Below are 14193 nucleotides of genomic sequence, written 5' to 3' on the forward strand. Positions count from 1 at the left end.
GTCAAGCCTTGCGCCAGAGGGAGGACGAGCCTCTGCACCCAACCAAACGGTTGTCCCCAAACCGCTACCGCCGCAAGCATTTAGCATGCCGACGCTGGGTCAGGTGCGCAAGCTGTAAACACGGTTTATCGCGGCATGTAGCGAGGATGTGACAGGCGTCCAAGCGGGATATATCAGGCTCGCGGATCGCCTCTGGCGTGCGTCGTCTCAGACGACGGCGAGGACCACCCCGATCCACATCAGGAACAGGATCAGCACGCCGAGCGCGAACACGCCGGCGCGCGGCTTCATCGCGTTCGAGCCGACATGGATCAATGTGTGGACGATGCGGGTGGCGACGAAGGCCCAGGCCAGCCCCGCCATCGCATAGCCGCTCGCGCCGACCTCCATCGCCAGCATGATCAGCGCGAAGAAGACGACCGGCGTCTCGAACTGGTTCGAGAAGTTCGCCGCCGCCAGCCGGGCGGGCTCGGGATAGCCCTCGGCGGAGACGGCGATATCGGCCAGGCGCACCTGCTTGCTCTTGAAGGCGGCCTGGCGGCGCAGGAAGACGATGACGAGCACGACGAAGATCCACAGGATCATCGCCAATGTGGGGTAGACCAGTTTCAACGTCATCGCGCGCTCCCGTTCCCGGTTTTCATGAGACTACGGCACAGGCTGTGCCAGGGCCGGATGATTTCAGCTGGGATCACAGAGCGATCCCAGCTGAAATCTGAATCCGTCTCTCATCCAAAAGTGAGAGCAGGATCGATTGCGAAAAACCGGTTCCCACTTTTTCGCATCCTGCTCTTGCGCTCAAGAACGGGTCGGATAGTTCGGGCTCTCGCGCACGATGGTGACGTCGTGGACATGGCTCTCGCGCAGGCCCGCGCTGGTGATGCGGATGAAGCGGGCCTTCGCCTGGTAGTCGGCGAGATCCTTGCCGCCGACATAGCCCATGGCGGCGCGCAGGCCCCCAGCGAGCTGGTGCAGGACGCTGGAGACCGGGCCCTTATAGGCGACCTGGCCCTCGATGCCCTCGGGCACGAGCTTGAGCGCGTCCTTGATGTCCTGCTGGAAGTAGCGGTCGGCCGAGCCGCGCGCCATCGCGCCGACCGAGCCCATGCCGCGATAGGATTTGTAGGATCGGCCCTGATAGAGGAAGGCTTCGCCGGGCGTCTCGTCCGTGCCCGCCAAGAGCGAGCCGACCATGGCGCAAGAAGCCCCTGCCGCCAATGCCTTGGCGAGATCGCCTGAGTATTTGATTCCGCCATCGGCGATGACCGGGATGCCCAGCTTCTGCGCGGCGGAGGCTGCGTCCATCACGGCGGTGAGCTGGGGCACGCCGACGCCGGCGACGATGCGGGTGGTGCAGATCGAGCCCGGGCCGATGCCGACCTTGATCGCATCAGCGCCGGCGTCGATCAGCGCCTGGGCGCCGCCGGCCGTGGCGACGTTGCCGGCGATGATCTGCACGGCGTTGGAGAGCTTCTTCACCCGCGTCACCGCCTGCAGCACCTTGGCGGAGTGGCCATGGGCGGTGTCGACGACGATGATGTCGACGCCTGCGTCGATCAGCATCTCCGAACGCTCGAAGCCGAGATCGCCCGTCGTCGTCGCAGCCGCGACCAGAAGGCGGCCATGCGAATCCTTGGCAGCGTTGGGGTGGGCGACCCGCTTCTCCATGTCCTTGACGGTGATCAGGCCGATGCAGCGATAATGGTCGTCGACGACCAGGAGCTTCTCGATGCGGAACTGGTGGAGGAGGCGGCGCGCCTCGTCCTGATCGACGCCCTCGCGCACCGTGATCAGCCGGTCCTTGGTCATCAATTCGGCGACGGGCTGCTCAGGGTTGGCGGCGAAGCGGACATCGCGGTTGGTCAGGATGCCGACGAGCTTGCCCTTGTGACCCTGCGGCCCGCGCTCGACCACCGGAATGCCGGAGATGCCGTTCTGCTTCATCAATCCGAGCGCGTCGGCGAGCGTCTCGTCGGGATAGATCGTGATCGGATTGGCGATCATCCCCGATTCGAACTTCTTGACGAGGCGGACCTGGGCGGCCTGCTGGTCGGCCTCCAGATTGCGATGGATGACGCCGAGGCCGCCGGCCTGCGCCATCGCGATCGCCATCCTGGCTTCCGTCACCGTGTCCATGGCCGAGGCGATGATCGGCAGGTTCAGCGAGATCGTCTTGGTGAGCTTGGTCGAGATATCGACATCGGCCGGCATGACCTCGGACGGGCCGGGTTCAAGCAGCACGTCGTCGAAGGTCAAACCGTCGCGAATGAGGCCGTCAGTCGGGAATGCCATCGTCAACTCCGGGGCCGGATCGAGCGGCCTGTTTTCAAGATCGGGCGGGGGAGCCGTGATCGGGTTGACGAGGCCCGTTATCATGCGTGTGACGCCGCCGCTAGGGCCGTTGTTGAAAAACACCCGGACGGCGACGCAAGGCAGCGATGCGTCGCCGTCAGTCGAGGCTCGGCTGCCACCTTGGCCGGGCGCGCCGTTATGACCTGAAAGCAATTCGGCTTCCCACCAATCCGGCTCCTCGGGAGCTATGTTTCCGTTGCGTTCTGCTCCATATGGTTCCCGAAATCGTCCGGCCTCCTCTTGAGGGTCTTCCGTCTTGATTCAGCGCGCCAAGCTCCTGCCCCTGATCGTCGCTTGTGCGCTGTTCATGGAGAACACCGACTCCACGGTGATCGCGACCTCGCTGCCGGTGATCGCGCAATCGCTGGGCGAAGATCCGATCGCGCTGAAGCTGGCCCTGACCTCCTATCTCGTCAGCCTCGCCGTCTTCATCCCGATCTCGGGCTGGATGGCAGACCGCTATGGCGCGCGCACGGTCTTCAGGGCGGCGCTTTGTGTCTTCATGGTCGGCTCGGTGCTGTGCGCCTTGTCGAATTCGCTCGGGGCCTTCGTCGGAGCGCGCTTCATCCAGGGCATGGGCGGGGCGATGATGGTGCCAGTCGGCCGGCTCGTGATCCTGCGCAGCGTCGAGAAATCGGAGCTCGTCAGCGCGCTTGCCTATCTCACCGTGCCGGCGCTGGTCGGCCCCGTCGTCGGCCCGCCGCTGGGCGGCTTTATCACCACCTATTTTGACTGGCGCTGGATCTTCTTCATCAATATCCCGATCGGTCTCGTCGGCATCGTGCTGTCGAGCCTGTTCTTCGAGGATATACGCGAGGAGGATGTCGCGCCGCTCGACATTCGCGGCTTCATTCTGTCCTCCTTCGGCTTTGCCAGCCTGATGCTGGGCCTGGCCACGGGCGGGCGCCATCTGGTGCCGGAGGCGGTCTCCTATGCCTGCATCGCGGGCGGAGTCTTGGCGCTGACCGCCTACTGGTTCCACGCGCGCAAGGTCGCCTATCCCGTGCTCAATTTGTCGCTGCTGCGGATTCCGACCTTCCGCATCGGCGTGATCGGCGGCTCGATCTTTCGCACTGGCATAGGCGCAATTCCCTTCCTGCTGCCGCTGATGCTGCAGCTCGGCTTCGGTCTCGACGCCTTGCAATCGGGATTGATCACCTTCGCCTCGGCCGCCGGTGCGCTGATCATGAAGACGCTCGCCAGGACGATCCTGGCGCGCTTCGGCTTCCGCAACGTGCTGGCGGTCAATGCGCTGTTCGGGGCGGCCTTTCTGGCGGCGTCGGGTCTGTTCACACCGCTGACGCCGCATTGGCTGATGCTCTCGGTCCTGCTGATCGGCGGCTGCTTCCGCTCGCTGCAATTCACCGGCATCAACGCGTTGAGCTATGCCGACGTCTCCAATCGGGAGATGTCGAGCGCGACCAGCCTCTCCAGTGTCGCCCAGCAATTGTCATTGAGCGTCGGCGTCACCATCGGGGCCTTCGCGCTCGAGACGGCCAATGCCTTCAATGGCGGCAAGGCGCTCGGAGCGGGCGATTTCTGGCCGGCCTTCGCGCTGGTCGGGCTGGTTTCGGCCTCGTCGGTGTTCTGGATGGCGCGGCTCGCGCCCGACGCCGGTGCGGAGGTCTCGGGCCACGCTCCGTTCAGCGCGCGCAAGGCGACGGCGGAGGTGATGGCGGACCAGAAGTCGCTGGAGTAGCGAGGTTCACCGCCGGGGGCTTCGCTCCGGGCGTTCGCGACAAGAACGCTTCCTCCTAATGCTCGGGCTCGCGCTCATAGAGACGTTGGGTCTCCGCGAGAGCTTCGTCCAGCCGCGCGCCTTCGCCGTAGGCTGACAGGCTCTCCGGCCGCGACAGACCCGGCAGCAATCGCGGGCAGGGCTCCTCGGCGCCGACAACTGTTCTGACCGGGATCACGCCTGCCCAGACGGGATGATCATAATCCTCCTCGTCGTCGCCCACGCCCTTGGCGCGGGTTTTTGCCGAGGCATCCTCGATGCGCATGCCGATGACCATCGTGGCCTTGGTCTCCTGCGTGCTGATCGGGCGCAGTGTCTCGGCCCGGCCGGGATAGAACCGGTTGACGACGCCCAGCAGCGCATGCGCCTTCTCCTCGGGATCGTCGATGATCCGTGCCGTGCCGAAGCACATCGCCGAGCGGTAGTTGGCGGAATGATTGAAGCCGGATCGCGCCAGCACGAGGCCGTCGAGATGGGAAACTGTCAGGCAGGCCGGCGTTCCCGCGCGCAGGTGGCGCAGCATGCGGCTGGCCGAGGAGCCATGCCAGTAGAGGACATCGTCCTCGCGCCAGTGAATCGTCGGGGTGCAGTAGGGCTGGCCGTCGAGCACATAGGCGACGTGGCACAGAAGCCCCGCATCGAGGATCGCGAAGACGGCGGCCCGGTCGTAGCTGCCGCGTTCATGCAGGCGCTTCACGCGGTTGCGGCTTGTGATGGGGAAGGCTTCGTCGATCTGAGTATCGGTCACTGTACTTGCATCCTTCTGTCGTGCCTGTGCAATCTGCGGCATGATATTGGCTCATAAAAGAACCAATCCTGTGCTGAAAAAGCCAACCAATCTGCCGGACTGGTCGGCGCTCATGCCCGTGCTGCCGGGCGAGGGCCCTCGCACCAGGGAGCTCTACGCGGCCATCAGGCGATTGATCGAAGCCGGGCTCGTGCCGGCAGGGGCCAAGCTGCCGACGACGCGCGATCTTGCACGGCGTTTTGGCCTCTCGCGTGCTTCGGCGGTCGCGGCTTTCGAGATGCTGACGGCCGATGGTTTTGCCGAGGCCAGGATCGGCGCCGGAACCTTCGTCGCGCCGCAGGTTCCGCATTTGCCGGTGGCGGCCGTCATGGATCGCGGGCCGGATCTCGAGGTCTCGCCGCCTCTGCCTTGCGCTCTCGGCGTAGCCACACTCGATGCGCGGACGCTGCGGGTGTTCCGGAGCCTGCTGGCCAGGCGTCTGGCCCGGCCGGGGCCGGAGCATTTCCACTATGGCGATCCGCGCGGCGGGCTCGCGCTTCGCCAAGCCATCGCCTCTTATCTCCGCTCGGCGCGGGGCGTCCGCTGCGATGCGGAGCAGATCATCGTGACCTCCGGCTCCCAGCAGGGGCTCGATCTGCTGATCCGCGCCGCGATCCGCCCAGGCGACGCCGTCTGGATCGAGGATCCCTGCTATCCCATGGCGCATGCGGCGCTCGCCAATTCCGGCGGCCATGTCGTCGGCGTACCCGTCGATTCCGAGGGGCTGGATCCCGTTCTCGGCGAGGCGCTCTGCCCAAGGGCGCGGGCCGTCTACGTCACGCCCTCGCATCAGTTTCCGCTTGGCATCACGATGACGATGCGCCGCCGCCTGGCCCTGATCGAATGGGCGCGGCGCAACGAGGCCTGGGTCATCGAGGACGACTACGACAGCGAGTTCCGCTATGCCGGGCCGCCTCTCACCGCCTTGCAGGGCATGGACGCCTCGGGCCGGGTCGCCTATCTCGGCACCTTCTCAAAAGTACTGTTCCCGGGGTTGAGGGTGGGCTACGCCGTTGTGCCGGAGCCGCTGCTCGATGCTGTGCTCGAGCTGCGCGCTCGCACGGACAGGCATCCGCCGAGCCTGGCCGAAGGCGCGCTGGCGGATCTGCTGAACGAGGGCCATTTCGCCGCGCATCTGCGCCGCAGCCGCCGGCGGGTCCATGCGGCACGCGATGCGCTGGTGGCGGGACTTCAGGCTTGCCGCGCTGGCGTTCTGGATGTGACCGTGCCGGAGCAGGGGCTGCATCTGGTGGCGAAGCTCACATCCGCGCGCTGCGATGTCGATATCGTCGCGGCCGCGAAGGCGGCAGGCGTTGGCGCGCGGGCGCTGTCATCGATGTTCGTAACGGCTCAACCACAGCAGGGGCTGGTTCTGGGATTTTCTGGGTTTGCGGATGGCGAATTGCGCGCCGCGGCGGCCAGGCTCGATGCGCTCCTGCAATGAACGAGCTCCGACCGGCAGCAACTCGCGCCGGAGACTGCCGCGAACAGATTTCTTTGACCGCATAACGTTATGCGTTATACTTGCTTATGATCGTCAGCTTCCGGGATAGCGAGACTGCGAGACTGCGAGGATCTGGGATGGCGAGCGGTCGCGGCGGCTTCCGCCGGACATTCAGGCGACGGGACTGGTCAAGCTGCGCTTGCTCAATCGCGCCAAGCACCTCGACGATTTGAGAGTGCCGCCCGGCAACCGCCTCGAACTGCTGCGGGGCAATCGCGCCGGCCAGCATTCTATCCGGATCAACCAGCAGTGGCGGATTTGCTTCCGCTGGACAGAAGGAGGGCCCGCCGATGTCGAAATCGTCGATTACCACTAAAGACCTGCTGCTGAACCCGCATGCTGGGAGCATCCTCCTGGACGAGTTCATAAGACCGATGGGCCTCAGCCAGACGGCCCTGGCGCATGCGATCGGGGTGTCGCCCAGGCGCATCAACGAGATCGTTCTGGGCAAGCGCGCGGTAACGGCTGACACCGATCTGCGGCTTGCGCGCTATTTCGGCATGTCGGACGGGTTCTTCCTCGGGCTGCAGATCGACTACGACCTGATGGAGGCGAAGCGCGCGATCGGGGCGACTCTGGCTGCGATCACGCCCCGCGCGGCCTAGAGGCTGTCATGAACCATGGCGTCGAGCGGCCACAGCATGCGTTCAAGCTCAGCCAAGGTCGCCGCCTTGTGATGCCAGCCCGGGATGGCGATCTTGCTCATGGGATCGCTGGCGCGATGCAGGAAGGTCAGCGTCAATAATCGCCGCGTCAGGGCCGGATCGATCTCGGCGGGCGAATAGCCGAAACCCTGCAGCAGGTTGCGCACGCGGCCCGGCCGCCCCTCGGTCATGAAGGCGCTGGGGCCCAGAAGATCATATTCGCCCCAGCCGGCGAGGACGTCTCCGAAATCGAAGAGGCCGGCGAGCTGCCAGCCGTCACCCGCGGGCTCAAGCAGGAAATTCTCGGGAATATATTCGCCGGTCAAGATGACGGGGGCAGTATTCATCGGGATCAGGGACGAGGCGGCGGCGACCAGCGCGTCGAGTTCGTCCCAATATTTCTCCGGTAATCCGAGGCGGATCTGGCGCGCCCGGCAGCCGGCGATCTGCCGGGACATGAACTCGGCCCAGCCGGGCTCGAGGAGCGCGAGCTCGCCGATCGGTGCCCGCTGGACCTGAGCGATCGTCTCGCCGATCTGACGGAGAACGGTTTCCTTCCAGCTTTCGGGCAAAACGGGCCAGACTTCTGAGCCAAGCGTGCCACTGAGGCGGGTCATTGCGAGATAGGGCCACTGATCCCGCTCGCCTTCGAGGACGATCTCGGGCGTCGGGATCTCGAGCCGTCCGCGCAATTGCTTCAGCGTCGCGCGCTCGGAGATGAACTGGCTCCTGAGGGCCGGGGGAAAGATCTTCAGGACGAGATCTGGGCCGAGACCCAGGACGAGATTGGTGCCCGTGGCAAAGATATGAGGATCGTTCGCAGGCAGGCCATGGCTGCGCGCGATGTCGAGCGCTGCCGGCAACCAGCGTACCGTGTCCCTACGCCAGGCCGCGAAAGCCTGCCCGGTCTCCAACAAGGGAAGGCCCGTCATCTCAGGCGGTCGGCGCTGCGTCGCTGGGTTCAGGCTTGCGCCGAAATCCCGTCGCCAGCACGTAAAGCTCCGAGGAGTCGGGACGGCTTGCCGCTGGCTTGACGTTGCGCACCAATGTGAAATCGCGCTTGAGCTGCTTGAGCAATTCGGCGCTGTCGCCGCCCTGGAAGAGCTTCGCCAGGAAGAAGCCGCCCGGCGCCAGGATGTCGTTGGCGAATTCGAGCGCGGCCTCGGCCAGCGCGATGATCTTGAGATGGTCGGTCTTCTTGTGGCCGGTGGTGTTGGCCGCCATGTCGGACATCACGCCGTCGGCGCGCCCGCCAAGGCGTTCGGTCAGGAGGGCGGGGGCCTCCTCTGCCATGAAGTCCATCTCGATCAGATCGACGCCGGGGATCGGATCGACATGGAGCAGATCGATGCCGACGATGCGGCCCTTGCCCTGTTCGAGGCCGATGCGCTTGGCTGCGATCTGGCACCAGCCGCCGGGGGCGCAGCCGAGATCGATCAGCCTCTGTCCCGTCTTGAGGAACTTGTAGCGGTCGTCCATCTCCTCGATCTTGAAGGCGGCGCGCGAGCGATGGCCGAGCTCGCGGGCCCGCTTGACATAGGGGTCGTTGAGCTGGCGCTCGAGCCAGAGCTGCGAGGAATGCTTGAGCTTCCCCGCCTTCTTGACCTTGACCCGCAGGTCGCGGGCTCCGGCGACATTCGATTTGCCACCCAGTTTGCCGACACTCATGGCTGTTCGCCCATATCCTTTTGCCGGCGCTCAGCCAGCTTTCATCGTCGTGCCGGCCTCATGCCTGCCTGCGCCGCCACCAGGCGCGATCCTCGTGCATCATCCTGAGCAGGATGCCCTCGCGCAGGCCGCGATCGGCGATGCGGACGCGGTCGCTCGGAAAGGCCCGGCGGATCGCCTCGAAGATGGCGCAGCCCGCGAGCACCAGATCGGCGCGTTCACGGCCGATGCAGGCATTCGCCGCCCGAGCGGCATAGTCCATCTCGACCAATTGGTCGATGACCGTCAGGATATCTTCCTGCCGCATCCATAAACCATCGACGACGCGGCGATCATAGCGGGCTAAGCCGAGATGGATGCCGGCGACGGTGGTCACGGTGCCCGAGGTGCCGAGCAGATGGAAGCTCTTGGCGCAGCGCACTGCCGAGGCCTTCTTCGCGAAGGGCTCCAGCGCCTGCGTGCAATCCTCGACCATGCGCTCGAAGAGGGCGCGATCGACATCGACACCGCCATAGCGCTCGGCGACTGTGACGACACCGATCGGCAGCGAAGCCCATTCGCGGATACGCGCGGCTGGATCACGCGCCTCGTTGCGCCCGCCCATCCAGATGATCTCGGTCGAGCCGCCGCCGATGTCGAAGACGATGACGCCTTCGGCGGCCGGGTCGGCGAGCGCGGCGCAGCCAGAGACTGCGAGCGAGGCCTCGGTGCGCTGGTCGACGATCTCGAGTTCGAGCTCGGCTTCGTCCGCGACGCGGCGGACGAATTCGAGCCCGTTGGTCGCGGCGCGGCAGGCTTCCGTCGTCACCAACCGGGCGCGGGTGACGCCGCGATTCGTCATCTTGGTCTGGCAGACCTTCAACGCCTCGACGGCGCGATCCATCGCCGCCTCGCCGAGCTTGCCGCTCGCGGCCAAGCCCTCGCCGAGCCGGACGATGCGCGAAAAGGCGTCGACGACGCGAAAGCCGTGCTGCGCGGGCCTGGCGATCAGCAGGCGGCAGTTATTGGTGCCGAGGTCGAGCGCGGCATAGGTGGCGGCGGGCGGGCGCTGCGCATAGGCGTGCACGGGCAAGGGGGCGAGCGTGTCATGAGGCATCGTGTCATGGGGCATCACGTCACGGGGCATCGCGCCGATCATGAGCGAATCGACGCTATGGGCCTGCACCGGCGCCATGGTCGCGACACCTTGCTCTTGCCGGTCCTCCACCGCCACCGCTTCCAATCCCCTGACCGCCCGCAGGCGCTTTCACGCCGCGGCGGGAGCCGGACAACACGCCCGGCCGCTTGCTTCGGAAGCGAGCGTAACAACAGCACGATGGCAGTGCCAAGCGGAACCTTTCGCCGCAGTCGACCCCGGCCATCATGCTGTCCATCATGCTCTTGCCGCGCGCTCCCGGTTTCGGCCAGTCTGCGGGCAGGTCGCGGCAAGTCGATCATCAACTGGGCAGGGACGGAAGCCTCATGGGCGCAGCACGCCATATCCTCGCGATCGACCAGGGAACGACCTCCTCGCGCGCGATTCTGTTCGATGAGGGATTGCGCGCCGTCGCCAGCGCCCAGCAGGAATTCACGCAACATTTCCCTGCCTCGGGCTGGGTCGAGCATGAGCCGGAAGACCTGTGGGAGAGTGTGCTGGCGACCTGTCGCGAGGCGATCGCGAAGGCGGGCCTCAGTGCGGGCGATGTCGCTGCGATCGGAATCACCAATCAGCGCGAGACCACGCTGGTCTGGGACCGCAGCACGGGCCACGCTATCCACCGCGCCATCGTCTGGCAGGACCGGCGCACGGCGGACGCTTGCGCGAAGTTGGTCGAGGCAGGGCATGAGGCGCTTGTCGCCGAGCGGACGGGCTTGCGGATCGACCCCTATTTCTCTGCGACCAAGATCGCCTGGCTGCTCGACAATGTGCCAGGCGCCCGCCGCCGGGCGGAGGCCGGGGAACTCGCCTTCGGGACGGTCGATTCATTCCTGCTCTGGCGGCTGACCGGTGGGGCGGTGCATGCGACCGACGCGACCAATGCCGCGCGCACCATGCTGTTCGACATCAGGCGCGGCGCCTGGGATGCGGAGCTGCTGGCGCTGTTTGGGGTTCCAGCAGCGCTCCTGCCCGAGGTCAAGGATTGCGCCGCGCTGTTTGGCGAGAGCGCGCCGGAGCATTTCGGCAAGCCGATCCCGGTGCGCGGCATCGCTGGGGACCAGCAGGCGGCGACGATCGGGCAGGCCTGCTTCTCGCCCGGCATGGTGAAGTCGACCTATGGCACGGGCTGCTTTGCCTTGCTCAATACGGGGGCTGCGCCGGTTGCCTCGAAGCACCGGCTGCTCAGCACCATTGCCTACCAGTTCGGCGGCGAACGAACCTATGCGCTGGAGGGCTCGATCTTCATCGCGGGAGCGGCGGTGCAATGGCTGCGTGACGGGCTCGGCATCATCGAAAAGGCGAGCGAGACCGGGCCCCTGGCGCAAGCGGCCGATCCGGCGCAGGAGGTCTATCTGGTGCCGGCCTTCGTCGGCCTTGGCGCGCCGCATTGGGATGCGCAGGCGCGCGGCGCGATGTTCGGACTGACGCGCAACAGCGGTCCGCGCGAATTCGCCCGGGCTGCGCTCGAAAGCGTCTGCTACCAGACACTCGACCTGATCGAGGCGATGCGGGCCGACTGGCCGGCAGCGGGGCAGGGCCAGTCGGTATTGCGTGTCGATGGCGGCATGGTGGCCTCGGACTGGACGATGCAGCGGCTGGCTGACATTCTCGACCTCGCCGTCGATCGCCCCTCGGTGCTGGAGACCACGGCGCTGGGCGCGGCCTATCTCGCCGGGCTGGATGCGGGGCTGCTGCCGGAGCCCGATCGTTTCGCCGATCTCTGGCGGCTCGACCGGCGTTTCTCGCCGGCGATGGCCGGGAGCGAGCGGGAGCGTAAGGTCGCAGGTTGGCGCGACAGCGTGCGCCGGACCTTGAGTGGAGCGTGAGCTCCACTCTCAGCCTTGAGCCAATGCCTCGAGCTTTTTGAGGTCGGTGATGGTCATGGTCTTGCCGTCGACCGCGATGCCGTGCTCGCGCAGGACATTGAACAGCCGCGACAGATTGGCCGGGGACATGCCGAGTTCATAGGCCAGGGCGCGTTTCGAGAAGACGATCTCGACGGTCGCGGAGCGACCGCTCGGGTCCATCTCGGCCAGAATCCATTGCGAGAGCCGCTGTTCCGCCGTCCGCAGCTTCTGATCGAGAAGCCGGTGCGTCATCGCCAGATAGGTCCCCGAGACATGAACCAGCGCGGCGTTGCAGACGGACTGGTCGTCGCGCACCGCCTTCAGGAAGGCCGCCGCTTCGATGGCGATGGCTTCGCAAGCCTCACGCGTGACGATCGACAACGCGGCGGGTTGATTTCGCATGGTCGCGGCGACCTCGAACACCATCGGCGCCGTTGTCGTGGCGAGGATGGTTTCGGCATCGTTCAACCGGGCCCAGGCTTCGATGGAGCCGGAGCGCAGGCAGTAGATGTAGCGCGGAACCTGGCCGACCTGGTTGATCTCGATGCCGGCCGAAAAGGACTGAAAGATGCAGCTTGGCGCGAGATCGCGCAGCGTGGCTTCCTGTGCGCCGGAGAACATGGCGAATGTCCTCAGCGCCGATATGGCGATGTCAGGCATCATCATGCTCGTGACGTTTTGCCTGGCCGAGCTTCATTCGATCCGGCGAGAAGTTGGCCCAGACCGCCGGCCGCGACGCGCTGCAATGATGCCGCCGCGGCCGCCGCGGCAGATCTGTCAGATCAGTAGTCAGAAATTGGTTATATAGAGTAGACATCTTCACTTTTCGAAGATTTCGAGCGTGTTCGGAAAGCCCGCGATTCATTTATGCAGGTATAATATCAATCCTGCGTTGCGCTACCTCATCACGGTTGCAGCATCGCCTTTCGTCATGCGTTGCAGCATTGGGCGCAGGCCTATTTTGCAGGGATGGAGGCAGGTTCCTTCCGGAGCGCTCCATGGTTTGCCTGTCCGCCCCACCGTGCCGAGGAGGGGATTGCGGGGGCGTAGTTGATGGGCTTGCAAGGGCGCGCGGCCGTCCCCTGCATTGAACGGGCGCCGGGCTGTGTTGCGCGCAGGCCTGTGCAGTGTCCGGTTCGGAATTCCAGGCTTCTCTGGAATCGATATAAACTACTGTTGTTGCAGAAGAAATTTCGATTTGCTATGGCACGTCGCAGTGCCGCCGAGTTGCCGTGACCACGCGGATTGCGCGTGGTTCGGCAATGTCCGAGCCTTCACAGCCAGCCCGTTTTGGGGTGAGCGAGCCGTTTCTTGGATATGCGCCCTCCGCTCGGCCGTGTCGGATTTAAGCCGCAACGGGACCGTAAGGACCCAGGGCGCTGACGATTGGGACCAGACTCCGCGATGGATCGCAGGAATCGTATCATCCGCCTGGAAGCGAACCGGCAGGCCAAGGCCGGCCGTTGCGAGCAGGCGCGTTGCGATCTGGATTGCCGCGCAGCGTCGATGCGGCGGCCATGAGCTTGGGTCGTGATGTGGGCATGGGTCGCGATGTGAACATCTCGCGCTTCTGGCCGGGCGCCCTGCGCTGGAGCGTGGCGGCGCTCGTCGTCGTCGGCGCCCATGCCGGGGCCGGTTGGACGATCCTGAACTGGCAGCAGGCCGAGGCCGCGGTGGGTGAGCCGCCGGCGGCCGTGATGATCGAACTCGCGCCGATCGCGGTCGCACCCGAAGCGCCGCCGCAGGAGGTCGCTCCCGGTCCCGAAATGGTCGAGGCCCAGCCGGAGCCTGTACCTGAACAGGTCGTCGAGAAGCCGCCCGAGGAGACGCCGCCCGAGCCTGAGCCGGCGGTGAAGCCGGTCGAGCCGACGCCGGAGGTTCCGCTGCCGGTGGTGCATCCCGAGCCCGAGATCAAGCTGCCTGAGGCGCCGCAGATCGCCGATGCTCCGGTGGTGCTGCCGCCACCGCCGCCGCGCCCGGTGGTGCAGCGCAAGCCGCCTCCGCCGAAGCCGCGCGTGGCCGAGAGGCGCAAGCCGATCGAGCCCGACCGCCCGCAGATGCGCCAGACATCCGCGCCGCCGAGCGCACAGGCCCAGACAGCGCCCAGCATGGCCGCGCCCTCGGCGGGGGCTGCCTCCACGCCGTCGGTGTCGCCGGCGAGCTGGCGCGGCACGCTGATCGCCCATCTCAACCGCTACAAGCGCTTCCCCGGCGGGGCGAGCCCCGGCACGGTGCAGGTCGCCTTCAGCATTGATCGCGGCGGGCGCGTGCTCTCGGCGCGCCTGGCGGGTTCCTCGGGCGATGCGATCCTCGACGAGGAGGCCGTCGCGATGGTCCGGCGGGCGAGCCCGGTGCCGGCGCCGCCGCAGGGCGTCGGCGGCGGGACGATCACTCTGGCCGTGCCGGTCCGGTTCTCGCGCTGAGTTGGCGAATCTAGAGCCGATTCCGATCCAATTGGATCGTTCAACAGATCTAACCCTTTGTTTTGACGCGTTTTATTCACGCGAGCCGGCGA

13 protein-coding genes are annotated in these 14193 nt (G+C 66.0%); 6 read left to right on the forward strand and 7 right to left on the reverse strand.

Translation table 11 applies throughout. The features are described 5' to 3' along the window. Nucleotides 1–207 precede the first annotated feature (207 nt). Nucleotides 208–618: an MAPEG family protein gene (locus RMR04_RS11955; RefSeq protein ID WP_311914833.1), complete on the reverse strand. Its 411-nt coding sequence runs from the start codon at nucleotides 616–618 to the stop codon at nucleotides 208–210. Between the two features lie 180 nt (nucleotides 619–798). Further along, the gene (guaB, locus tag RMR04_RS11960) at nucleotides 799–2292 is read right to left on the reverse strand and encodes an IMP dehydrogenase (protein WP_311914834.1); all 1494 of its coding nucleotides are present in this window, start codon (nucleotides 2290–2292) and stop codon (nucleotides 799–801) included. 319 nt (nucleotides 2293–2611) lie between these two features. On the opposite strand from guaB, the gene RMR04_RS11965 reads away from it, so the two are divergent. Next, the gene (locus RMR04_RS11965; protein ID WP_311915811.1) at nucleotides 2612–4051 is read left to right on the forward strand and encodes an MFS transporter; all 1440 of its coding nucleotides are present in this window, start codon (nucleotides 2612–2614) and stop codon (nucleotides 4049–4051) included. A 55-nt stretch (nucleotides 4052–4106) separates the two neighbouring features. Here the strand turns inward: RMR04_RS11965 and RMR04_RS11970 are convergent, their stop codons facing one another. Further along, complete coding sequence (locus tag RMR04_RS11970; RefSeq protein WP_311914835.1) at nucleotides 4107–4838, reverse strand: pyridoxamine 5'-phosphate oxidase family protein; 732 nt, start codon at nucleotides 4836–4838, stop codon at nucleotides 4107–4109. 70 nt (nucleotides 4839–4908) lie between these two features. On the opposite strand from RMR04_RS11970, the gene RMR04_RS11975 reads away from it, so the two are divergent. From RMR04_RS11975 to RMR04_RS11985, 3 genes are all read left to right on the forward strand, one after another. Continuing rightward, on the forward strand, nucleotides 4909–6321 hold the full coding sequence (locus RMR04_RS11975) for a MocR-like pyridoxine biosynthesis transcription factor PdxR (protein WP_311914836.1): 1413 nt from the start codon (nucleotides 4909–4911) through the stop codon (nucleotides 6319–6321). Nucleotides 6322–6451: 130 nt separating this feature from the next. Beyond that, on the forward strand, nucleotides 6452–6697 hold the full coding sequence (locus tag RMR04_RS11980) for a type II toxin-antitoxin system RelE/ParE family toxin (RefSeq protein ID WP_311915812.1): 246 nt from the start codon (nucleotides 6452–6454) through the stop codon (nucleotides 6695–6697). Continuing rightward, on the forward strand, nucleotides 6672–6986 hold the full coding sequence (locus tag RMR04_RS11985; RefSeq protein WP_311914837.1) for a HigA family addiction module antitoxin: 315 nt from the start codon (nucleotides 6672–6674) through the stop codon (nucleotides 6984–6986). The genes RMR04_RS11980 and RMR04_RS11985 overlap by 26 nt, the downstream gene beginning before the upstream one ends. On the opposite strand, the gene RMR04_RS11990 is transcribed toward RMR04_RS11985, so the two are convergent. Genes RMR04_RS11990 through RMR04_RS12000 form a run of 3 tightly spaced genes read right to left on the reverse strand, consistent with a single transcriptional unit; the run spans nucleotide 6983 to nucleotide 9819 of the window. Continuing rightward, nucleotides 6983–7957 (reverse strand): aminoglycoside phosphotransferase family protein, encoded by a 975-nt coding sequence (locus RMR04_RS11990; RefSeq protein ID WP_311914838.1) that lies wholly within the window; start codon nucleotides 7955–7957, stop codon nucleotides 6983–6985. The genes RMR04_RS11985 and RMR04_RS11990 overlap by 4 nt on opposite strands. Before the next feature lies 1 nt (nucleotide 7958). Then, on the reverse strand, nucleotides 7959–8693 hold the full coding sequence (locus RMR04_RS11995; RefSeq protein WP_311914839.1) for an RlmE family RNA methyltransferase: 735 nt from the start codon (nucleotides 8691–8693) through the stop codon (nucleotides 7959–7961). Nucleotides 8694–8751: 58 nt separating this feature from the next. Continuing rightward, nucleotides 8752–9819, reverse strand: coding sequence for a Ppx/GppA phosphatase family protein (locus RMR04_RS12000; RefSeq protein WP_410492259.1), 1068 nt, complete (start codon nucleotides 9817–9819; stop codon nucleotides 8752–8754). 335 nt (nucleotides 9820–10154) lie between these two features. Between RMR04_RS12000 and glpK the strand changes: the two genes are divergently transcribed. Then, the gene (gene glpK, locus RMR04_RS12005; protein WP_311914841.1) at nucleotides 10155–11657 is read left to right on the forward strand and encodes a glycerol kinase GlpK; all 1503 of its coding nucleotides are present in this window, start codon (nucleotides 10155–10157) and stop codon (nucleotides 11655–11657) included. Nucleotides 11658–11666: 9 nt separating this feature from the next. On the opposite strand, the gene RMR04_RS12010 is transcribed toward glpK, so the two are convergent. Next, nucleotides 11667–12338 (reverse strand): helix-turn-helix domain-containing protein, encoded by a 672-nt coding sequence (locus RMR04_RS12010; RefSeq protein WP_311914842.1) that lies wholly within the window; start codon nucleotides 12336–12338, stop codon nucleotides 11667–11669. A gap of 881 nt (nucleotides 12339–13219) precedes the next feature. Here RMR04_RS12010 and RMR04_RS12015 point away from each other — a divergent pair. Then, complete coding sequence (locus RMR04_RS12015; RefSeq protein ID WP_311914843.1) at nucleotides 13220–14101, forward strand: energy transducer TonB family protein; 882 nt, start codon at nucleotides 13220–13222, stop codon at nucleotides 14099–14101. The last annotated feature ends 92 nt before the right edge of the window (nucleotides 14102–14193 follow it).

Source organism: Bosea sp. 685, from assembly GCF_031884435.1.
In the GTDB taxonomy this organism is placed as follows: Bacteria; Pseudomonadota; Alphaproteobacteria; order Rhizobiales; family Beijerinckiaceae; genus Allobosea.